The following is a 22,493-nucleotide window of genomic DNA, read 5'->3' as shown; positions in this document are numbered from 1 at the left end:
AACTATAACATAACAGCAAATTCAATTATACAACGGAAAGTGAGATGATTTCGATGGAGATTGAAAAAAGTATCATCGCTACAAAGCAGGCATTTGAGAAGAGTTTCTCTTCTGGAGATTTTTATAATAAACAGACACAGGATAAGCAGCATTTAAAAGCAATTCTTGATTTTTTACCAATCAAATCTGGAATGAAAATTTTAGACTTAGGCACTGGAAGTGGCTATTTGTCTTTTCCTATTGCGGAGAATTTTTCTGATATATTTATAACTGGTTTAGATATTGTAGATAAAACATTAGAAGCTAATAGAATGAAAGCAGAAAAAGAAGGGATTAGAAATATCGAATTTACCGCCTATGACGGTGTCAGCTTTCCGTTTGAGGATAATGAATTTGATATGGTTATTTCGAGATACGCTCTGCATCATTTTCCTGCAATACAAAAAAGTATCTCAGAAGTCAGCCGTGTTTTAAAATCAGGAGGTTTTTTGTTTATTTCAGATCCTGCGCCTAATGCTGATGACGCCAGCCGGTTTGTGGACGAATATATGCAGCTAAAAAAAGATGGACATATTAAGTTTTATACAAAGGATGAATGGAAGCAAATATGCACGGAGGCAGGGTTAAAGTTCGTAAAATCTTTTGACAGTTCCATTCGGTTCCCAAAGAAAAAAGATTCTGCTTATAGATTTGATGAATTGTTGAAGAAACATGACAAGAACATTATTGAGAGCTATAAGCTTGAAATTTTGGGTAATGAAATATATATAACTGAGCAAGTAAACAATGTGTTGTTTTGTAAACAATAACAAAATTAAGTTTGTTTTACAGTATGCCTTGGATTTATAAAGGGGGAGGGAAAATGATCAGCGACTTTATGGAAGCAGCATTTCCGTGGATTTTAATGGGATTATTTGCGGCATTCAGCTGTTCTATCATAAGCAGAAACAAAAAATAATGTCTTATTTCAGATAAGGCCATAACGAAGTAACACGTGTAAAACTTATTTTAATAGAAAGTTTTACACGTGTTATTTTTTAAACCAGAAGAAGACCAAAGGGATAGTGAAAGGCGTTTATCTTAAAGTCCCTTATTTCCAAAAATACTATATCTTTTTGCTGAACTGAAAATAGATTGAAAATATTCGGCATTAGCTTTATCAGTATTATATCCGGTCAAAACCAGTGCATTAGGGAGAATACTTGATATAAATTTTTGTTCTACAGCAATAATGGAAGGAGATGCTTCCATATTGCGATTGTTTCCGGTGCCATGGTGTGATACTTTATAAGCTGTATACCTTTTATTCGTATTAGAATTAAAAATATAATTTTCTATACCATAATAATAAGAATATGCGTCATTCGGCAATGATTTAATAATGGAATTATCTTTATATTTATTGATTGCGTCCATAGCTGTTGCTTGTATATCACCGCCCAGGATGACACGGTCAGAAGCAGTTTGAATGACAACCATCATTGAAGCATTGTTTATGCTCCAGGCACCATTGTTTATGATATTGTCTGTAATGGGTGGAATTATAATAAAATCATAACCCTTTGTATCAGATGTTTTAGAGAGTTTATAGAGTCTTCCTCTGCATACTTTCAGATATGAATTATTATCCATGTTAATATTATATGCTGTGCTGCTATGATTTTCTGCATCTCTGATCCTGATTGCTGAACCTGTGATAACACTGGTTTTTATCGTTTTAACGTAGTCCAGCAGATCGTAAATTTTACGCTGTTCATCCCCTTTTGAACCGATATAGTTATAATATAGATTAGAAACTTTTATTCCTTCTTTTTTGAAATTTTTTAATCCATTGATATGGTCCCCGTCGTTATGTGTTAAAATCAAATAATTAATTCGTTTAATTCCTTTTTTTGCAAGAGTAGTTGCTACATTGGCTGCTTGAATTCCTGTATCAATCAGGGCATATTTTTTTGATGTACCCTTGGTGATTGTTATCAGTGTTGCATCACCCTTATTAGTTAAAGTCTCAAATCTTATCTTGGTGCCATCTGCAGACGAAATCTCATAATATTGGCTTTTCCATCCTCCGCTGGAAGCATGGATTTTTTGGCTTGTGTTCAAAAAGCAACCTGCTCCCAATGTGAAGCATAACAAAAGTATAATTGCTCTTTTGAGATAAAGACTTTGATTTTTCTTCATGTAAAACCTCCCTTAATGCAGTGTAAATGTGTTATATGAATTATATCATAAATTTATATACAATTTTCATCAGATATGAAAAAAGAAGCCAAATATGTTGTATTGCATTCAGTGAAAATCAAATAAAACCGTGCCAAAGAAAATTTGCCCACACTGCCCGTTGTACCATGCTATATTTTTCTTTACAGTGTTAATGATAAATTAAAAAGGAGAAAAATATGACTATTTGGGAAAATACAGTTTTAACAGACAAGGGGGCAGCCTTGCAGTCGAAATTGGTTAACGGGCAGACATTAAATATTACAAAAGTAATGACCGGAGCAGCTAAAGTACCTTTGGTGAACCTGAGACAGCAGACAAGTGTGACAGAAGGAGGAAATAGAATCGATTTACAGCCAATAAGGACAGAAGAAAATAAAATCATTGTTCCAGTATTGCTGGAAAATACAAAATTGGGAGAGGGTTATGATCTTTGGCAGATTGGCATTTATGCTCAGGATCCTGAGGAAGGGGAGATTCTTTACTGTCTGGCTCAGGCATCAGAGGCAAAATACATTCCTTCAGCAACAGACAGTCCAGGGTTTTCTATCACGTGGGATTTCTATTTTAAGACTTCCAGTACACCTTCATTTGAGGTACATCTAGATTCCAACGGGCTGGTTAGTATAGAACAGCACCAGATTCATAGCAATGAGATCAATAGCCTTAACAGATCTGTTGAGGTTCTGGAAGGTAAAATTGATATCTTAAATATGGATTTAGGTACGGTTAGCAGTCAAAAAGCAAATGCTGCAGATGTATATTCTAAAGCAGAGGTGAATTTGAAAGAAACAAATTTAAAAAATCTTCTTAGAGATATAGTGATAAACAGAGCATTCAGCACAAAAGTATCAATTAATGCCGGAGGTACACCAAATGTAAAAATACCTTTTACAACTCCGAGTGGGTATAGGATATTAGGAATTGGAGAATTTAAATCTGAAACAAGTAATCTGCGTGTGTATAATGCTTGGATTGACGGAAATTATGTGAATGCTTACATTAGAAATATGGCTGTAAATACAAATTATACGGATCAAACAATTGTGGCACAGCTCTATTTTATTCGCAACATTTAAAATTAGAATATGATCAAACGGACTATTCAATATAGCATGGTGTCCACACATAATATGGACACCATGCTATATTTACTAAATAAGAAATGTTGTTATTTGAGACGGGAGAGCAGATTCAATAAATCAGTTCAATATCATGCTGCTCACAGGCTTCTATTATATCCCGCGTTGGTTCACAGTCGCATATAATATAATCAATCATAGAAAAATCCAGACTTCCATAATTATAGATACGCTGAAATTTACTGCTGTCCACTAACAGGGCAGTTTTTTTTGAGTTAATGGCAAAGAAATATTTTGTTTGGGCAGATTCACTGATGAAATCGGTTGGCCCTGCCTGGGCATCCAGACCCCTGCAGCTGACAAAAAAAATATCAGAGTGGTACTGCATGACAAATTTACATGTATCTGCGCCTTGTATGGTATTAGATTTGGGGAAGACTCTGCCTCCGGCGCAGTAAACTTCTATATTAGTATTCTGTGACAGATCATAGGCAAGAAAGGGGTTATTGGTCAGCAATTTGAGATTTTTAAAATTTTTAAGCTTTTTAGCGAGGCACATGCAGGTAGAACTGGAATCAAGAAATAAAGTCATATCATCTTCCACTAAAGGTTCTGCGTAGTCTGCGATTCGCTGTTTTTCGTGATAATGATTCATCAGTCTTGAGTGGTAAGGAAGTTCTGACAAATCCTGCTCTATTAAAATAACTCCGCCTCTGGTTCTCCGGACTTTGCCCTCATCCTGCAGGACATTCAGATCTCTGCGGACCGTGGAAGGGGAACAGTATATCTTTTTACTTATTTCTTCAATTGATGCACTTTTGTGTTCACTTAAGTATTTTAGTATTTCTTCCTGGCGTTTATATGAAATCATAGCTTACCTCCTGCATTCATTATAAATTTCTATAGCAAACAATTCAATCAAAAGTGAAAAGTTTTGCTCAAATAATAGAGAAATAACCAGGATATTTGATTGTTTCTGCTCAAATTCCATTATAATCGCCAACTGTTCTCAACCTAAGAGGTCTGTGCTATATTAATGACACGAAGAAACGGCGCTGTTTTTGAGAGAAGAGAGACAAAGCAACAAAGGAGGGTTTAGATGAAAATTATAGCAATTACGGGATGTCCTACGGGAATTGCCCATACATTTATGGCTCAGGAGGCCCTGGAAGAGGCCGGCAGACAGCATGGAATACAAATAAAAGTGGAAACCCACGGTCAGATTGGAGTAGAAAATGAACTGACAGAGGATGAAATCAGAGAAGCAGATGCGGTGATCATCGGTGCAGACAAAGATGTAAATGCAGGACGGTTTGCAGGCAAGCCTTGTATTGAGGTATCTGTCTCAAAAGCAATTAAGGATGCAGATCAGTTAGTCACGATGGCTCTCGAAGGAAAGCTTCCGATAAAAGAGGGAAATGCGGTAAAAACAGTAAAAGCTGAGAGCAGTACAGGAGTGGAGTCAGAATCATTTGCACATCAGATTTATAAACATTTGATGAATGGTGTTTCAAATATGATACCGTTTGTAGTGGCCGGCGGAGTACTGACGGCAATCTCTTTCTTCTGGGGGATTTACTCTGCGGATCCATCAAGCGTTCAGTACAATGTAATTGCAGCCAACTTGAAAAATATAGGCGGAATATCTATGAACCTGATGACGCCTATCCTGGCGGCTTTTATTGCACAGTCTATCTCAGACCGGCCCGGTATGGTTTCGGGTTTTGTCGGCGGTATGATAGCATATACTACCGGCGCAGGTTTTTTAGGAGGTCTGGTTGGCGGTTTTTTTGCAGGATATTTGATGCTGGGATTAAAGAAAGTATTCAATTTTGTGCCTAAAAGCCTGGAAGGTCTCAAAGCAGTTTTTCTGCTGCCGCTGTGCGGTGTCTGTATTACCGGAGTCGTTATGACCCTATGCTGTACACCGCTGGCAAATCTGACAACAGGATTAGTGAATTTCGTCAGCCAGTTTACGGATTCTAATCCATTGATCTTAGGACTGATTATTGGATGCATGAGCGGATTTGATATGGGAGGGCCATTTAATAAAGCAGCATGGCTGGTAGGAACCGCATTATTGGCGGAAGGAAAATTCTATGTGATGGCAGGCGTCAGTGCAGCATGTATTACACCTCCGATCATGACAGGTCTGGCAACCGTTCTTTTCCGGAAATATTTTGATGAGGAAGAGCGGAATCAGGGATTGGTTAATTTTCTGCTTGGAGCAACCCATATAACAGAGGGTGCAATTCCGTTTGCTTTGAAAAATCCTCTTGTAGTCCTGCCGATTATTATGGGAAGCTGTTCTATATCAGCATCTTTGACTTATTTATTTAAAATAACAGATCCGGCACCGCATGGAGGTTTTTTGGTCCTGCCGCTTGTAAGCAATCCTGTTTTATGGCTGGTAGCTATTTTCACCGGTTCACTGATTGGAGCGGTCGTTTTCGGAATGTACAGAAAGCTTAAATATGAAAAAGAACAGAAGGGGAGATAGTATATGGAAAAATTTCAGACAGCTGCTTTCACAGGAATCTCTCAGATTGAATATACGGAATGTATCATCCCTGAATTAACCGGGAATCAGGTGCTGCTTAAAATTGATGCATGTGCAGTATGTACCTGGGAACAGCGGGTGTACGCAGGAAAGAAAGAGATATCCTATCCATTTATCGGAGGGCATGAGATAGCCGGAACAATTGTTAAGCTCGGGCCGGAAGCCAATGTACAGGAACTTGAAGAAGGAGACAGAGTTGTAGCGGGTGTTATGATTCCGTGCAGAAATTGCCGTAATTGTAAAAACGGGAATCAGCAGAACTGTCTGCATTACGATTTTGAGAAAAAAGGGAAAGGACTTCCGTATAACGGATTTGGGGGATTCAGTGAATATTTGGTGGTTCCTGATTACTGCTGTTTTAAATATGAGAATATCAGTGAATCGGAAGCTGCTCTGATTGAACCGTTGTCCTGTGTAATCCACAGTATAGAGACGGCAGATATTCAGCTTGGAGATACGGTTCTTGTAATCGGCGGAGGAATCATGGGACTGCTTCATGCAGCTGTTGCAGTTAAAAAAGGGGCTGTGGTGATTGTCTCAGATCATCATGAAGAACGGCTTAACCTGGCGAAGCAGCTGGGGGCATCTTACACGGTGAATCCATACGAACAGAATTTGGAAGACTATGTGGACTCTGTGACCGGAGGAAATAAAGCAGGCATTGTCATTGACACAACACCGTCTGCAGCGGTGCTTAAGGATTGCTTTTCCTGTGTGGCGGCAGCGGGAAAAATTGTGCTGTACAGTTCTATTGCCCCGGCTGCTCCTGTGTCTTTTGATCCCAACTGGATCCATGCAAAAGGAATACGGATCCTGGGCACTGCAAATTCCAATGAGAGGGATTATGAGAGAGCCTGCAGGCTGGCAAGCCAGGGGATCATTGATTTAAAGCCTTTTATCAGTGATGAATATCCTTTCAGCCAGCTTGAAGAAGCGTTGAAAGCTTCAGCACAAGGCAAAAAATTCAGAATTGTTGTGAAATTTCAGGAGGAATTGGAATGACATTAAAAGACAAAGTAGCCGTGGTAGCAGGGGGAGCCAGCGGAATCGGCAGGGCCTGTGCAGAAGCACTGGCAGAGCAGGGAGCCAAGGTAGCAGTACTGGATTTTAATATTGAAGCCGGAAGGGATCTTGAAAAGAAACTGAAGGCAAAAGGGTATGCAGTAACTGCATGGAAAGCCGATGTAGCAAATAAGGAAGAAGTTATGAGAGATGCCGAAGAAATTTTCGCTCAGTTTGGTAAAATTGATATCTGGATAAACTGCGCAGGTGTTTCTGTAATTATCCCTTTTTTGGAACATACAGAAGAAATCTGGGACCGTACATTGGATATTAATTTAAAAGGACAGTTTTTCTGCTGTCAGGCAGCCGTTACCTACATGATGAAAAATAATCAGGGAGGAAGCATTATTAATTTCTCATCTCAGTCAGGGAAAAAGGGAACGAATTGTTATGCAGCATACTGTGCAAGTAAATTTGGAGTCATCGGGCTGACACAGTCTGTCGCTATGGAATTTGCATCATCAAACATCCGCTGTAATGCAGTATGTCCGGGAGTTGTCCAAACGCCTATGTGGGACAGGCAGGCAAAGGATTATGCCAAAAAGAAAGGGATTAAAGAGGAAGAAGTTATGCCGAGGTTTTGTGAGAATATTCCCCTTGGACGGCTGTGCTCTTTTGAAGATGTAACTCAACTGGTATTATTTCTGGCAGATCAAAAATCAGGTTATATGACCGGACAGTCGTTTAATCTCACAGGAGGATCCTGTATGTATTAAATATAAGAAAAGGCAGAGTGTGCCAGTTCAACAGAACTTCACACTCTGCCTTTTTATCCGAAACCGGTATTATGCTACATTTGCTGTACATGGAATGCTGTTGTTTGTGGCGGGATGCTGGCAGTTTGAAAGTTGGCGTGGGTTATTCTCACCATCTGGCCGGGCCAGAGATCAGCAAACCTGATCGGCAAACCAAAACGATTTGTAAAAGTGGTTTCGTCCGTGATAATAAATCTGGTCTGGTCATTTCTGTTGTTTGGATTTTCCGTATAAAGAAAGTTATTGTCAAAATCAATCATTGTAATCCGTCCAGTTGAAACAGAAGGCGACGGCTGGGGATTTCTTCGGACCGCAATCAAAAAAGCGTTGGACTGAGGCGGGATACTCCTGGTCATACGTGCTGAGAATACAGCATTTATCCACATCCCCGCCCGTAAGCAGCACAGACACATATTTCGTCCGTTTGTATTTAATATAACCGTATTTCTATTAAGGTTTAACCGTATCGTTTGGATGGAAGTCAGATTATTTCTTTCACGTACAGAGTAAGAAACTAATATAAATCCGCTAAAATTATTATTGCAGGAAACTTCTTCTATGAAACCATTATTGATCCTCATTGTATTTCCCTGCTGGATCATGGATCCGGGAATTTCATTGCTCATATATATATTACCGCCAGTTGTTTTTTCTATATTTTATGTGAATTTTGTAAAAATGTGAGTTGGAAATATATCCTATTAAGTAAGACTCGAAAAAACTCTACGGAGCGTTGATTGTATTATGATGCTATATTTTTTATAATGACAAGTGAGGTGAGAAAAATGGATAACAAGAAAACGGGCAGATTGATCTGCGATTTGAGAAAAGAAAAAGGGCTGACGCAGCTCCAGCTGGCAGAACGCATGCATATCAGTGATAAAACAGTTTCAAAATGGGAGCGGGGCCTTGGATGCCCGGATGTGTCTCTCCTTCCGGAATTGTCAGAACTATTCGGGATCGAATTAGAAAAGCTGCTTTCCGGAGATTTGTCTGCCAATGAAATTTTAGGAGGAAATATGAAAAAAATGAAGTTTTATGTCTGTCCGGACTGCGGGAATCTGATTACAGCAATGACAGACAGCGGGATAACCTGCTGCGGCAGAAAGCTGATAGCGGCTCAGCCAGTAAAAGCAGAAGAAGATGAAAAGCTTACAGTGGAAATGATTGAAAACGACTATTTCATATCATCGAGCCATGAGATGACAAGAGATCATTATATTTCATTTGCTGCGCTGGTGACGGGAGACGGTATCATATTAAAGAAACTGTACCCTGAATGGGATTTCCAGACAAGGATTCCTGCGGTGGGACATGGAATGCTTGTTTGGCACTGTACAAAGCACGGCTTTTTCTATCAGGCTGTGTAATCAGATTCTTTTTTCAGCGCACATTGGAACAAGATGGTTTGATTATAACAAAGCCTGACAAATTCACCAATACCAGGTTCTCTTAAAAAGAGCATCTGGTTTTTTTGTGCTGTTTTGACTTAGAATCCGAACGTTTTTATTGATAATCAGACAATTTTGACATATAATTATCATTGATTGATAAAATTTTAACCAAAATGCACAAATTGGAGGAGGTATCACATGTTAGATCAGGCCTATTATGACAGAACAGATGAAATCATAGCATCTCACGGGCTGAACCAGGCGGCTTTGATTCCGGTTATTCAGGATATTCAGGCTGAATACCGCTATCTGCCGCCGGAGCTTTTGAGCTATGTTGCTGACAGGCTGTCTATTGATGAAGCAAAGGCGTACAGTGTTGCGACATTTTATGAAAATTTTTCTTTTGAACCAAAAGGAAAATATATCATTAAAGTATGTAATGGAACAGCCTGCCATGTACGCAAGTCGGCGGCTATTCTGGAACGGCTGTACAGTGAACTGGGGCTTTCGGGGGAAAAGGCCACCACTGATGATATGCTGTTTACACTGGAGACGGTATCCTGTCTGGGTGCCTGCGGCCTTGCACCGGTACTTACGGTGAACGATAAGGTATACCCGGCAATGACACCGGATGCAGCAGCTGAACTGATCCGCGAACTGAGAGGAGCTTAAATCATGAAAAAGATAGAAAACAGAGAAGCTCTCGGCCGGGTCCGCGAAGCTTCCAGAGAACAGGTGAAAAAAAGTAAATGCAGAGTTCTGATCTGTGCGGGTACAGGCTGCCTTTCCGGCGGGTCAGGGGAGATTTATGACAGGATGTGTGAGCTGGCCGCTGAGTATCCTGACGTAGAAGTACAATTCGGCCCTGAAATTGCACACGGAGACGGGGAGATCGGTATTAAGAAAAGCGGCTGCCACGGATTTTGTGAGATGGGACCGCTGATGCGGATCGAACCTCATGGCATCTTATATACGAAAGTCCAGCCGGAGGACTGTGATGAGATTTTTCACAGGACCATAGAAAAAGGTGAGCCGATCCGTCATCTGCTGTTTAAGGGAGACGGGATTGAGTATCAGAAACAGGAAGACATCCCTTTTTATAAAAAACAGACAAGAAATGTACTGAAAAACTGCGGGCATATTGATGCAGAGCATATAGAAGAGTACCTGTCCGTTGGCGGGTATGAAGCCTTGGAAAAAGCTTTGTTTGAAATGAAGCCGGAGGATGTGATCCGGGAGATCACCGAGTCAAATCTGAGAGGACGGGGAGGCGGAGGATTCCCTACAGGATATAAGTGGTCCCAGGTGGCAGGACAGCCGGAAAAGGTGCGCTATGTGGTCTGCAACGGAGATGAAGGTGATCCGGGTGCTTTTATGGACCGGAGTATTATGGAAGGTGATCCCCACAAGATGATAGAGGGGATTATGCTTGCCGCCTATGCTGTAGGTGCAGAAGAGGGATATATCTATGTCCGGGCAGAATATCCTTTGGCCATCAGCCGGCTTAAAAGAGCTATTGGACAGGCAGAAGAGTGCGGCCTGCTGGGAGACCATATTTTAGGGACAGAGTTTTCGTTTCATTTACATATCAATAAGGGAGCGGGGGCATTTGTATGCGGAGAGGGAAGTGCACTGACCGCATCTATTGAAGGAAACCGGGGAATGCCCCGCGTAAAACCGCCGAGAACAGTGGAGCAGGGGCTGTTTGGAAAACCGACGGTGCTGAATAATGTGGAGACCTTTGCCAATGTTCCTATGATCATTGCAGAAGGGGCACAGTGGTTTAAAGGAATTGGTCCGGAAAACAGTCCGGGAACAAAAGCGTTTGCCCTTACCGGAAGCGTCAAGCATACGGGTCTGATCGAAGTCCCTATGGGTACAACTCTGCGGGAGGTTATTTACGACATCGGAGGAGGAATCAAAGGAGACGGCAAATTTAAGGCCGTACAGATCGGCGGGCCGTCAGGAGGCTGTCTGATTACACCTCATCTGGATGTGAATCTGGATTTTGATTCCCTGAAAAAAATGGGTGCAATGATCGGCTCCGGCGGATTAGTTGTCATGGATGACAGCACCTGTATGGTAGAAGTGGCAAGGTTTTTCATGAACTTTACCCAGAATGAGAGCTGCGGGAAATGTGTCCCATGCCGGGAAGGCACAAAGCGGATGCTGGAGATCCTGGAGAGAATTGTAGGAGGCAAGGGTGAGCCGGAGGATCTGATGCTTCTGGAGGAGCTTGCCACAACGATCACAGAAACTGCACTGTGCGGGTTGGGGAAAAGTGCTGCCCTCCCGGTTATGAGTACCTTAAAACTGTTCCGGGATGAGTATGTGGAACATGTGGTTGACAAAAAGTGTGCATCACACAACTGCAGTGCTCTCCGGAGATTTGTCATCAGTCCGGAGCGCTGTAAAGGATGTTCTAAATGCGCAAGGAACTGTCCGGCAGGTGCTATCAGCGGGCAGATCAAGGAACCATATGTAATTGATAATGACAAATGTATTAAATGCGGGGCTTGTGAGAGTGCCTGTGCATTTGGTGCGATCCATATTGAAGGGTAGGAGGAGACGAACATGAGTTATATGACGATCAATAACAGAAGGGTGGAATTTACCGACGAAAAAAATGTTCTGTCTGTAATCCGCAAGTCCGGAATAGATCTTCCTACCTTCTGCTATCATTCAGAACTTTCCACATACGGTGCATGCCGCATGTGTGTTGTTGAAGATGACAGGGGAAGAATTTTTGCATCCTGTTCTGAGACACCGAGGGATAAGATGGTGATTTATACCAACACTCCGAGGCTGAAACATCACAGAAAAATGATTATTGAACTGCTGCTTGCTTCTCACTGCAGAGACTGTACCACCTGTACAAAGAATGGTGTCTGTGTTCTTCAGAAGTTATCCAGGCAGCTGGGCATCAAGGAAGTGCGTTTTCCGAATAATAAAAAGCAGCTTCCGAAAGATCTGTCTTCCGAATGTATCATAAGAGATCCTAATAAATGTATTTTGTGCGGTGACTGTGTCAGGACCTGTGACGAAATCCAGGGGATGGGAATTTTGGATTTTGCATTCCGGGGATCTAAGATGCAGGTGACAACGGCCTTCAATAAGGATCTGGCACAGACGGACTGTGTGGGCTGCGGACAGTGCCGGGCGGTCTGTCCTACAGGTGCTATTACCATTAAGCAGAATATAGAGCAGGTATGGGATGCCCTCTCTGATCCTGAAATCCGGGTGGTAGTGCAGATAGCACCGGCAGTTCGTGTGGCTGTGGGCGATAAGTTCGGCATTCCAAAAGGGGAGAATGTGCTTGGCCGTCTTGTGGCTGCCCTCCGGAGGATTGGATTTGATGAAGTATATGACACCAACTTTGGTGCGGACTTAACCGTTATGGAAGAGTCCAAGGAACTGGTGGAGAGGCTGGAAGCAGGGGATAAGCTCCCTCTGTTTACATCCTGCTGTCCGGCATGGGTGAAATTCTGTGAAAACAGGTATCCTCAGTTCAGGGATCACATTTCTACCTGCCGCTCTCCTCAGGAAATGTTCGGGGCGCTGATAAAAGAGGAAGCACGTATGGACGATGCCGGTGATTCCAGAAAAATCATGGTGGTGTCCATCATGCCCTGTACTGCAAAAAAGGCGGAGATCACAAGGCCGGAGCACTTTAATGACGGAGAACAAAATGTAGACTATGTGCTTACAACTACGGAGGCAGCCCGAATGATTCAGGAAGCAGGAATTGATCTTGCCCAGATGGAACCGGAAGCTTTGGATATGCCGTTTGGCATTGCATCCGGGGCAGGGGCGATCTTCGGTGTGACCGGAGGTGTGACTGAGGCCGTTCTTCGCCGGCTGATGAACAGCGACAGGGCAGAAGACCTGGAAGCGATCAGCTTTACCGGTGTGCGCGGTGTGGACGGGATCAAAGAAGCTTCGGTAAAGCTTGGAGACCGGGATGTAAACATTGCGGTAGTCAATGGCCTGCGCTGTGCTTCTGACGTGCTGGATCAGATCGAAGCAGGAGAAGTACACTATGATTTTGTAGAAGTCATGGCGTGCAAAAGGGGCTGTATTACAGGAGGAGGCCAGCCGGTGCCGATCGGACCGAGAACAAAGAAAGCAAGGGTGGAAGGTCTCTATAAGATTGATAAAATGGCTCAGATTAAGCTTTCCAGCCAGAATCCTATCGTTGCAACAGTCTATGACGGCCTTTTGAAAGGAAAGGAACATAAGCTGCTCCACAATGAGAAATAAGGTTTTAGGGCCTTTCTAAAATAAAAAAGCTCTCTGGCTGCCGGTATACGGAATGGTATCACGGCGCTGGAGAGCTTTTTATAATTTTATGTATTGATAACTTTCTGAAGTTCCTTCAAAAGAACTTTGATATCCAGAGGTTTGATAAGGTAGCTGGTCATGCCGGCCTGAAAGGCTTCTTTTTTGTCTTCCTCAAATGCATTCGCTGTCATAGCGAGAATCGGGACAGAAAGGGCATCTGCCCTGCCGGAAGCCCGTATGTTTCTTGTGGCGTCCAGTCCGTCCATGACCGGCATCCGGATATCCATAAGAATGGCCTGATAAGTACCTGCATCATGAGTGCGGTAGCAGGCTGCTGCTTCCTCTCCGTTTTGTGCGGTATCGACTGCGGCTCCATGCATTTCCAGAAGAGTTACAGCAATCTCCCGGTTTAATTCATTGTCCTCTGCAAGAAGGATTCGTTTCCCCGCCAGCGAAATTTCAGAAGGAGAAGGCGGCAGGCTTTCGTTTTCATCCAGTTTGGAGAAGGTTTCATAAATAGCTGAACGCAGCAGAGGTTTAGCAATAAAATAATTGATGCCTGCTTCACGTGCTTCGTCTTCGATCTCACTCCAGTTGTAGGCGGTGATCATGATAATCATCGTATCAGGGCCTACAATCTGACGGATCCGGCGGGCTGTTTCTATGCCGTCGATTCCGGGCATTTTCCAGTCAATCATGGCAATGTCAAACATTCTCTCTTCCCGGATACATGTTTCAACCTCCTGTACAGCCTTGATCCCTGAGTCTGTCCACACAGTTTTGGCTCCGATATCATCTAAGATATCCGCAGTCTGTTTTCCCACGGCAGGATCATCATCCACCACCAGTACATGAAAATCTTTCAGGAGATTCCGGCGTTTTCTTTCCCATTCTTTTTCTTCGTTATCTGTGACCAGCTGGAATGGAACAACTGCAGTGAAGGTACTGCCGGATTGTTTTTTGCTCTTTACCTGAATATCTCCGCCCATCAGATTCACCAGATTATATACAATAGACAGCCCGAGCCCGCTTCCTATATTGTTGCGCGCATTCCCGGGGGATTCCTGTTCAAAAGGCTGGAACATCCGGGACATGAATTCTTCGGACATTCCGATGCCTGTATCCCAGACCTTAAATTTCAGATAGGCAAAACCATTTGTCCGCCGTTCTTCCTGTATGTCAATGCCGATGCTGCCTCCTTTTGGAGTGAACTTTAAGGCATTGGACAGAAGATTCATGAGAATCTGTTTCATGCGCAGCGGATCTCCGATATAGTAACTTTCCAGAGGTTCTTTATGGCGCATCTCATAGGATACACCTTTTTCCACCGTCTGTGAGTATATGATTTGATTGATATCCTTTAGAAAAGAGCTGAAATCAAAGAGTTCCCGGGCAATCTCCATCTTGTCGGTCTCTATTTTTGACATATCCAGAATGTCATTGATCAGAGAGAGCAGATACTGGGAGGAAGCATCAATCTTCTGAAAGCAGTCCTGAACTATTCTGATGTCGTCTGCTTTCAGCTTGCCTATGGTGCTCATGCCGACAATAGCATTCATAGGAGTCCTGATATCATGGCTCATACGGGATAAAAAGTCAGACTTGGCAGAGTTGGCAGCTTTTGCAGAAGCAAGGGCATCTCTCAAAAGCTGTTCCTGCCGTGCCTGTTCCTGCCTTTGCGCATCCAGGACCTTGACCAGGTTAATAGCCAATACGTCACTGTTATATGGATTTTCTACATATATGATATGGTTGGAAATCCAGTGGTAGTCCCCGCGCACGTCCTTTTCCTGCAGTTCCATATAGACTTCATGTTCTCCATTCTCAAAATGGCGCAGAATTTCATCGCGGTTTAAAGTCTCATAGTAATCTTTTTGATAGGAAGGGTAGGTATTTTCTTTTGTAATGTTCAGCATGTCACTGTAGCTGCCTTCCAGCGGAAATATAAAATGTTCCTGTCCGTAGGCCAGGCATTTATAAGTATCCTGAGTCAGATTGATACTCATGATCAGGGGATAGGCTGTATAGATTGCAGTGCGCAGAAAACGGTTTTCCAAAGCCTGTTCCTGTGCCTGTGCCATTTCCAGCAGTGTCTGTTCAGTAATATCTGTGAGAACTGCCTGAATAACATCCTGTCCGTTGTCATTAATAATCCTTCCCATGACTACATTAATCCATGATTCTGATCCGTTCTCCTGTATGCACTTACGGCGGTAGGTGACGGTCTCTCCATCGGGATCAAGGTTTTCCAACAGAGATATTACCCAGTCATAATCTTCATTGTTGACCGTAAACAGAGGATTCTGTATGGTGTCAGGACTTTCAGGGGAGGATCCATAAAGCTTCCAGGCCATGGGATTGGCGGTGACAACTGAATGAGGAGGCTCCACGGTCAGCTGTACAATGCCGCAGGGTACACTGTTGTACAGATGTTCAAGAAACTGAGCCTGCTGTGCATATTCCTGGGTCTTTTCATCCAGGGCCAGCTGAAGACGTATAAATTCTTCTCTGCCGGCTTCTACGGGAAACAGTTCCGTTTCCTTGATGGCTGAGTAGGGAATTGAATTATGGATATGTACAGTTTCCAGTGTGTCTCCTTTTTCCCGAAAAATAAAGGTAACACGCTGCTGAACATCCATATAGGTTTCAGACTCCGGTTTACTGCGGAGGCGGCTGACGCCTTCACACAGATAACTTCCTCCCCCAAGTTCCATAGAATGGTAGACTTCATCTGTCATGTCACAGGCAATCATCTCATCCTTTCCCATCTGAAAACAGGCTGTGACAGCTTCCTTTCCTTCCGCTTTCTGATATTCACCGCCGCCCAGCCATATAATATCATCAGCAAATGATGAAATCATAAACTCCTGGTCAGAGTCACAGAAGTAAGTCCGCAATATTTTATCGGCAAATGTCTCTATTTCCTGTAGCGTAAATTTTCCCAAAATAACACCCTCTCATTTCTTTTATTTATTATTGGCTGCAGCAAAGCACGGCGGCCTTTCAGACCGATGTTTATCTATGGATTAAACGGCGTTTTCCGGTAAATCTTTTTACTTCATACAACGTTTCTTTTCTACTATTGATTATAACCAATTCATGTAAAACCGGCAACCGGAAAGTGGAGTACATCATATGCAGCTTACGATGTACTCTGATAGATCATCCGGTACTGACGGGGAGACATGTCCATTCGTTTTACAAACATATTGGTAAGGCTGCTGCCTGACGAGTAGCCGACCTCATAGGCGATTTCGGAAATGGATTTGGTTGTGCGCGCAAGAAGGATTTTAGTCTGGTCCAGTCTTGTATTGATTACATATTCCTTTGGTGAGAAGCCAGTCTGCTGCTTGAAGCAGTGTGCAAGATAGAAGGTGCTCAAATTTGCCACTTCAGACATTTCTTCCAAAGTAATATCTTTTCCTATATTTGAGCGGATATAGCGGATTACATTATCAATCGGATTATCTTCTTTAAGCTGCTGTCTGTCGGGGGCCAGCAGGCATTCAAATATCTTATACACTCTCATGGAGCTTTGAAACATTGTCTCGATCCCGTCATGCATGTGAAAGTCCACCATACTATATAACTGCTGTCCGATCAGCACGTTGTTTTCCTGCTGAATCAGAGGACCGGTCTGGTCTAAAATGTTTTGGCAGATCTCATGGGCATTGGAACCGTCGAAATGCATATATAAAAACTCCAGCCCATCATCCGCATAATAATAGTGAGGCTCACTGCAGTCAAGCAAAACCACATCGCCTTTCTGGGCATCAAATATCATATTCCTGTATTCAAAATGAAAGACGCCTTCCCTCACAAACACGATCAGAAGGGGAGGGAAAGACTGGCGCTTCATATAGTAATTTTTATTGCAGAAATAATGTCCGCACCATGTAGGATAAAAGTAAAGCTGTTTTGCTGTCTCCGAAGGGGTAAAAGAAAAACACACAGACTGAGGCAGAATTCCGGGATCAACACTTCTCATAATAATCTCTCCTTTTTGTTCTTTTTTAATAAAGCAAGAATGATGAAGTTTTAGACAAGATGCAGTATTTACCATGGGTCTATTATAGATTATAATGCAATTACAGTAAAGGAAATGAACAAAGAAAGTGAGATAAATACATAGTATTTGTTCAATATATCCGAAATGCGCGCTCTGTATCATAAGGGATTCCCTGCTTATTTAGGAAAACAATAATAATGAAATTTATGTGAAGGAGAAATGAAAAATGTTAAACGGTGAAAAGAAGATCAAGAGACCTTACCGCTGGGCTATGGTTGGGGGCGGACGTACAGGGAATGTAGGCTACAAGCACCGCCTGGGAGCACTAAGAGACAATACAGCATTTGAACTTGTAGCAGGAGCATTTGATATTGACTTTGAGCGCTGCAGGGATTTTGGAAAAAATTTAGGTGTCAGTGAAGAACGGCTTTACCCTGATTATAAGACTATGTTTGAAGAAGAGGCAAAACGTCCGGATGGAATTGAAGTTGTATCCATTGCAACACCAAATTTTACGCACTTTGAGATTGCAAAGGCTGCTTTAGAGGCAGGTCTTCATGTAATCTGTGAGAAGCCGTTATTCTTTAAAACAGAGCAGGGAGAAGAAATCAAAGCTTTGGCAGAAAAAATGAACAAGATTGTGGGGGTTACCTACGGATTTTCAGGAAGCCAGCTCCTCTTGCAGATGCGTCAGATGGTAAAGAATGGTGATCTGGGAGATATCCATATGGTAGAACTCCAGTATACTCATGGATTTGCCTGCGATGAGATTGGAGATAAAGAGTCAGAAGGACAGAAATGGCGTGTGGATCCGGAAAAATCAGGTCCGTCCTTTGTACTTGGCGATTTATCCACGCATACATTTTATATGTCCGAACTGGTATGCCCGGAATTGAAGCTGAAAGAAATCCTATGTGACCGCCAGAGCTTTGTGAAATCCCGTGCACCATTGGAGGACAATGCCTATGTGATGATGCGTTATGAAAACGGAGCCGTAGGACGGATGTGGGCCTCCGCGGTGAATGCCGGATGCATGGATGGGCACAGAATCCGCATTGTCGGTTCCAAAGCCTCCGTTGAATTTTCAGACAATCAGCCTAATGAACTGCTGTATCAGGTACAGGGAGAACCGATCAGAAAGATGATCCGTTCTATGCCTTATCTATATGATGAGTGTAATGAAGATGAGCGTCTCGGTGCACTCCATGCGGAAGGACTTCCGGAGAGCTGGGCAAATATTTATCTGAAATTTGCTGTCGCAATGGATGCGAAAGACCGCGGTGACGAAGAGACGTTAAAAAATCTGGTATATCCTGATATTAATGCAGGTATCGAAGGAATCCGCTGGGTAACCAAATGTGTAGAATCTGCTGATAAAGGCGGAGTCTGGGTTGACTTTAAATAATTAGGAGGAAATGATATGCAGTTAGCAATATGTACCGATGTATTTGCAGAGCTTTCTTTTACAGATATGCTTGACAAGGTAAAATCTCTTGGAATTGATGCGGTGGAGATGACCGCAGGAGGCTGGGGCGCACGAAAACACTGCAATACCGTAGAATTACTGGAAGATCCGTCTAAACTGGAAGCCTTTCAGGCGGAACTTACTAAGAGAGGAATGCGGATTTCAGCCCTGAATACCTCCTGCAATCCGCTCTGGCCAACAAAAACCGGGGAAGAATATAAGGATTCTATGTATGCATGTGCCAGGTTAGCCGGAAAGCTGGGTGTTAAGAAGATTGTTGCCATGGCAGGGCTTCCTGCAGGAAACGAGACGGATACAACTCCCAACTGGATTACCTCCACCATATCATGGCCTGACTTTATGGCACCCGCTTATGAGTACCAGTGGAGAGTGACTATTGATTTCTGGAAGGAGTTTGCCGCACACTGTAAAACGTGCGGAGTAGAGCAGATTGCCATCGAGGAATTTCCGGGAACTATGGTGTGGAGTGCAGAGACTATGTTAAAACTTAGAGAAGCCACAGATCCTATGATCGGAATCAATCTCGATCCGTCACATATGATGATTCTGGGAGCTGATCCCATTGCGGCGGCAAGAGCACTAAAAGGCTGTATTTTCCACGTGCATGGAAAGGATGCCCGCATCGAGCGGGGGCTTGCTGATACCAACGGTATTCTGGAACCAAGACCGGTTACAGAGTCTGCAGACCGCGTATGGAACTATGTAGCAGTAGGATGCGGGAAAGATTTGCAATGGTGGAAGGAATTCTTCTCCGTACTCAGCATGATGGGATATGACGGAGACGTATCCCTTGAAATGGAAGATCTGACTATGTCTGTGGAAGCGGGGGTTCTTACTTCTATTGACGCACTGAACCAGACCATCAGCAAATAAAACAGACCAAAGTATGCAAGACATAAGCGGATATTCATAACCCTATTTCGGAATGAATATCCGCTTTCTTAAGAAGGAGGTATTATATATGAAGATAGCATTTGACGTAGATGTCCTTGCAAAACAGATGGATATTAACCGGATGGTACATCAGGCGGCAGACTGGGGCTATAAGTACATTGAACAATCTCCCCATCCGAGAATCAATCCGTTTTATAAACATCCACTGTTTTCCAAAGAATGTGAGTCAGAGTACCGGAAAGCACTGAAGGAGACCGGGCTGGAGATTTCCTCCTTTATCGTGGTTTACCGTTGGTCCGGGCCGACAGAGGAACAGAGACAGATGGCAGTAGCCAACTGGAAGAGGATGATTGAGATCGCTGTGGACATGGGTGTGCCGGTGATCAACACGGAGCTTTCCGGGGATCCGAATCAGCAGGAATTATGCAATGGCATGTGGTTTAAATCTATGGAAGAACTGCTGCCTATCATTGAGAGAGAGGGACTTCGTGTAGAGATTCAGTCTCATCCCTATGATTTTTGTGAACTGAATAATGAGACCTGTGACTTAGTAAAATCTTTCCGTTCGCCCAATTTAGGATATGTATATTCTTCTCCGCATGGGTTTTTCTACGATGAAGGAAAAGGAGATGTGCGTTCTATGCTGCAGTATGCAGGTGAGGAATTGACACATGTGCTGTTTGCCGACACATTTAACCAGACCTTAGACTGCCGTTATATTGCCAACCCGCCGTGGTTAAACCAAAGAGGAAAATCGGATGTGACGATACATCAGCATTTGGCTATGGGTGAAGGGGATGTGGATTTTGACGGAATTTTTGAGACGCTGAGAGAAATGGATTTCGCAAACCGCCAGTTAAGGGAAGATGCACCGAAGGCGGGAGGAGACAATATTGCATGCGTATCCATGTTTGGATTTCCGGAGAAGATGGAGAAGCAGGCGCCGGAAGCCAGAGAACGGATTGAGAAAGAGCTTATCTTATGAATGCGGAAGGGAGATAAGAATGAATGAAAATAAAAAGTCCAGGGAAAATTTAGCCGCCGGGAGGCTGGGATGGGGCACCAGATTTGCTTATGGCTGCGGAGATACTGCATGTAATGTGGTATTCGGTATGATCAGTACGCTGCTTACATTATTTTATACAGATTATGTAGGGGTAAGTGCGGCGACCGTGGGCCTTGTTATGCTTTTATCCAGAATGTTTGACGGAGTATCAGATGCTGTAATGGGTGTGATTGTAGAGAAGACAGAAACCAGATGGGGTAAATCAAGACCGTGGCTTCTCTGGATGTGTGTGCCCTTTGCTCTCTCAGCAGTTCTTTTATTTGCGGTTCCCGACAGCACAGCCACAGTGCAGTTTGCCTATATGTTCGTGACTTATAATTTCTGCAACACTGTCTGTTATACAGCGATCAACCTGCCGTACAGCAGCTTATCTGCTATGATGACCAGGATATCTTCAGAGCGGGATATGCTGAGTGTAGTGAGAATGGGACTGTCTCCGTTCGGAAGGATCCTGGCAGTTACCTGTACTATGCCGGTAGTAAAGTTGTTTGGAAATGACCAGGCGGCATGGATTAAAACCATGGCTCTTTGGGCTTCTATTGCACTGCTGTTGCTGCTGATCTGCTTTTTCAAGTGCAGGGAGACCGTGGTCATTGAGGCCAAAAAAAGGCAGTCTAAAGTACCTGCCAAGAAGGCGCTGAAAGCCTTAGTGACAAATCAGTATTTTTGGGCAGTGGTTATACTTTGGACCATGCAGAACGGAATTTACTGTGTAACAGGAACGATCCTGCCTTATTACTGTAAATATATTTTTCACAATGATACATGGATGTACAGTGCCTTGTATTTGACAGAGACACTCATTATCGTGGGCGTCACCTTTATGAGTCCTATCCTGCTTAGACGTTTCGGAAAAAGAAATATGTCATTAGCCGGTGCCTGTCTTGCATTTGCCGGACATATAATTTTCTTTATCAATCCTCAGAATTTTGGTTTTATGGTGTTCAGCTGTGTGATCCGTGGAATCGGACTGGCACCGCTTAATTCGATTGTGTTTGGATTTTTGGGAGATGTGGTGGAATTCGGACAGTGGAAGACCCACATCCGGCAGGAAAGTTTGATCTTTGCAGGAAGTTCTGTTGGAATGAAACTTGGGGCAGGGCTGACATCCGCCATTATCACAAGTCTTTTGTCTGCTGCAGGCTATTTGAGTTCTACTGCCGGAAGCATGGTGCAGCCGGACAGTGCCATACATATGATTATTAACATTTATAAATTCGGGCCGATGATCGTGTGGACTGCCGTGATCATAACTCTGTTTTTATACAAGCTGGATAAAATTTATCCTCATATTATGGAAGAACTGACAGAACGGGAGTCAAGGGGAGAATTGTAAGAGAATAGAAATCCCCCTGCCGCTTTTTATAGCCATGACAGTAAAAAGCAGCAGGGGGATATGTAGTTCATAAGAAATTACTCAACGGTCAGTGCATCTTCATTGTCAATTACACTGCCGTCTTTGGCCGCTGCCACATAGAAAACGGAACGGTTTTCCGGCTGGTAGTAGATCTCCAGTGAACTTAAGGAATTCAGTTTGATTCCTTTGGATTTAATATCTTCCTTTACCATTTTTTCCACATCCGCAACAGATACGTTGTGGCCCTGAAACTGCACTTCTGTTTTGATTTTCATGGGGAACCTCCTTAGTTGTTGTTAAAAAGTCTTTTATATTATACACCTTGAT

Annotated in this window: 19 protein-coding genes; 13 read left to right on the top strand and 6 right to left on the bottom strand. The window is 43.1% G+C overall.

Annotated elements, in window-relative coordinates; translation table 11 throughout:
• Positions 1-53: 53 nt before the first annotated feature.
• On the top strand, positions 54-809 hold the full coding sequence (locus KH180_RS03450) for a class I SAM-dependent methyltransferase (RefSeq protein ID WP_290756399.1): 756 nt from the start codon (positions 54-56) through the stop codon (positions 807-809).
• A gap of 271 nt (positions 810-1,080) precedes the next feature.
• Here the strand turns inward: KH180_RS03450 and KH180_RS03445 are convergent, their stop codons facing one another.
• Positions 1,081-2,181 (bottom strand): MBL fold metallo-hydrolase, encoded by a 1,101-nt coding sequence (locus tag KH180_RS03445; protein ID WP_290756396.1) that lies wholly within the window; start codon positions 2,179-2,181, stop codon positions 1,081-1,083.
• 218 nt (positions 2,182-2,399) lie between these two features.
• Here KH180_RS03445 and KH180_RS03440 point away from each other — a divergent pair, with 218 nt between their 5' ends.
• The gene (locus KH180_RS03440; protein ID WP_290756393.1) at positions 2,400-3,299 is read left to right on the top strand and encodes a hypothetical protein; all 900 of its coding nucleotides are present in this window, start codon (positions 2,400-2,402) and stop codon (positions 3,297-3,299) included.
• A gap of 115 nt (positions 3,300-3,414) precedes the next feature.
• On the opposite strand, the gene KH180_RS03435 is transcribed toward KH180_RS03440, so the two are convergent.
• Complete coding sequence (locus tag KH180_RS03435; RefSeq protein ID WP_290756389.1) at positions 3,415-4,173, bottom strand: DeoR/GlpR family DNA-binding transcription regulator; 759 nt, start codon at positions 4,171-4,173, stop codon at positions 3,415-3,417.
• Positions 4,174-4,401: 228 nt separating this feature from the next.
• Between KH180_RS03435 and KH180_RS03430 the strand changes: the two genes are divergently transcribed.
• The 3 genes from KH180_RS03430 to KH180_RS03420 are packed head-to-tail and all read left to right on the top strand — an operon-like array spanning position 4,402 to position 7,640.
• Positions 4,402-5,802, top strand: a complete 1,401-nt coding sequence (locus KH180_RS03430; RefSeq protein ID WP_290756388.1) for a PTS fructose transporter subunit IIC — start codon at positions 4,402-4,404, stop codon at positions 5,800-5,802.
• Between the two features lie 3 nt (positions 5,803-5,805).
• Positions 5,806-6,864 (top strand): zinc-dependent alcohol dehydrogenase, encoded by a 1,059-nt coding sequence (locus KH180_RS03425; RefSeq protein ID WP_290756387.1) that lies wholly within the window; start codon positions 5,806-5,808, stop codon positions 6,862-6,864.
• Entirely contained in the window at positions 6,861-7,640 is a 780-nt protein-coding gene (locus tag KH180_RS03420) for an SDR family NAD(P)-dependent oxidoreductase (protein WP_290756384.1), read from the top strand. Before KH180_RS03425 ends, KH180_RS03420 begins: the two co-directional genes overlap by 4 nt.
• Before the next feature lie 74 nt (positions 7,641-7,714).
• Here KH180_RS03420 and KH180_RS03415 read toward each other — a convergent pair whose 3' ends face one another.
• Complete coding sequence (locus KH180_RS03415; RefSeq protein WP_290756382.1) at positions 7,715-8,305, bottom strand: hypothetical protein; 591 nt, start codon at positions 8,303-8,305, stop codon at positions 7,715-7,717.
• Between the two features lie 159 nt (positions 8,306-8,464).
• Between KH180_RS03415 and KH180_RS03410 the strand changes: the two genes are divergently transcribed.
• From KH180_RS03410 to KH180_RS03395, 4 genes are all read left to right on the top strand, one after another.
• On the top strand, positions 8,465-9,049 hold the full coding sequence (locus tag KH180_RS03410) for a helix-turn-helix domain-containing protein (protein WP_290756380.1): 585 nt from the start codon (positions 8,465-8,467) through the stop codon (positions 9,047-9,049).
• Between the two features lie 222 nt (positions 9,050-9,271).
• The gene (locus KH180_RS03405) at positions 9,272-9,745 is read left to right on the top strand and encodes a complex I 24 kDa subunit family protein (protein WP_290756377.1); all 474 of its coding nucleotides are present in this window, start codon (positions 9,272-9,274) and stop codon (positions 9,743-9,745) included.
• A 3-nt stretch (positions 9,746-9,748) separates the two neighbouring features.
• A complete protein-coding gene (locus KH180_RS03400; protein ID WP_290756374.1) occupies positions 9,749-11,635 on the top strand; it encodes an NADH-quinone oxidoreductase subunit NuoF in 1,887 nt (628 codons plus the stop codon).
• A gap of 12 nt (positions 11,636-11,647) precedes the next feature.
• Entirely contained in the window at positions 11,648-13,333 is a 1,686-nt protein-coding gene (locus KH180_RS03395; protein ID WP_290756372.1) for a [FeFe] hydrogenase, group A, read from the top strand.
• An 86-nt stretch (positions 13,334-13,419) separates the two neighbouring features.
• Here the strand turns inward: KH180_RS03395 and KH180_RS03390 are convergent, their stop codons facing one another.
• Entirely contained in the window at positions 13,420-16,299 is a 2,880-nt protein-coding gene (locus KH180_RS03390) for a response regulator (protein WP_290756369.1), read from the bottom strand.
• A 197-nt stretch (positions 16,300-16,496) separates the two neighbouring features.
• Positions 16,497-17,342: a helix-turn-helix domain-containing protein gene (locus KH180_RS03385; RefSeq protein ID WP_290756366.1), complete on the bottom strand. Its 846-nt coding sequence runs from the start codon at positions 17,340-17,342 to the stop codon at positions 16,497-16,499.
• Between the two features lie 247 nt (positions 17,343-17,589).
• Between KH180_RS03385 and KH180_RS03380 the strand changes: the two genes are divergently transcribed.
• From KH180_RS03380 to KH180_RS03365, 4 genes are all read left to right on the top strand, one after another.
• Positions 17,590-18,768, top strand: coding sequence for a Gfo/Idh/MocA family protein (locus tag KH180_RS03380; protein ID WP_290756363.1), 1,179 nt, complete (start codon positions 17,590-17,592; stop codon positions 18,766-18,768).
• 15 nt (positions 18,769-18,783) lie between these two features.
• A complete protein-coding gene (locus tag KH180_RS03375; RefSeq protein ID WP_290756361.1) occupies positions 18,784-19,722 on the top strand; it encodes a sugar phosphate isomerase/epimerase family protein in 939 nt (312 codons plus the stop codon).
• A gap of 88 nt (positions 19,723-19,810) precedes the next feature.
• Positions 19,811-20,728 carry a sugar phosphate isomerase/epimerase family protein gene (locus tag KH180_RS03370; protein WP_290756358.1) on the top strand — a complete coding sequence of 306 codons (918 nt, stop codon included), beginning with the start codon at positions 19,811-19,813 and terminating at the stop codon, positions 20,726-20,728.
• A 19-nt stretch (positions 20,729-20,747) separates the two neighbouring features.
• The gene (locus tag KH180_RS03365; RefSeq protein ID WP_290756357.1) at positions 20,748-22,145 is read left to right on the top strand and encodes an MFS transporter; all 1,398 of its coding nucleotides are present in this window, start codon (positions 20,748-20,750) and stop codon (positions 22,143-22,145) included.
• 77 nt (positions 22,146-22,222) lie between these two features.
• Here KH180_RS03365 and KH180_RS03360 read toward each other — a convergent pair whose 3' ends face one another.
• Entirely contained in the window at positions 22,223-22,441 is a 219-nt protein-coding gene (locus tag KH180_RS03360) for a DUF6465 family protein (protein WP_290756356.1), read from the bottom strand.
• Between the last annotated feature and the right edge of the window lie 52 nt (positions 22,442-22,493).

Source organism: Anaerostipes sp. (assembly GCF_018381315.1).
Lineage (GTDB): Bacteria > Bacillota > Clostridia > Lachnospirales > Lachnospiraceae > Anaerostipes.
Note: the sequence above shows the minus strand (reverse complement) of the source record. Positions and strands in the feature narration are given on the sequence as shown.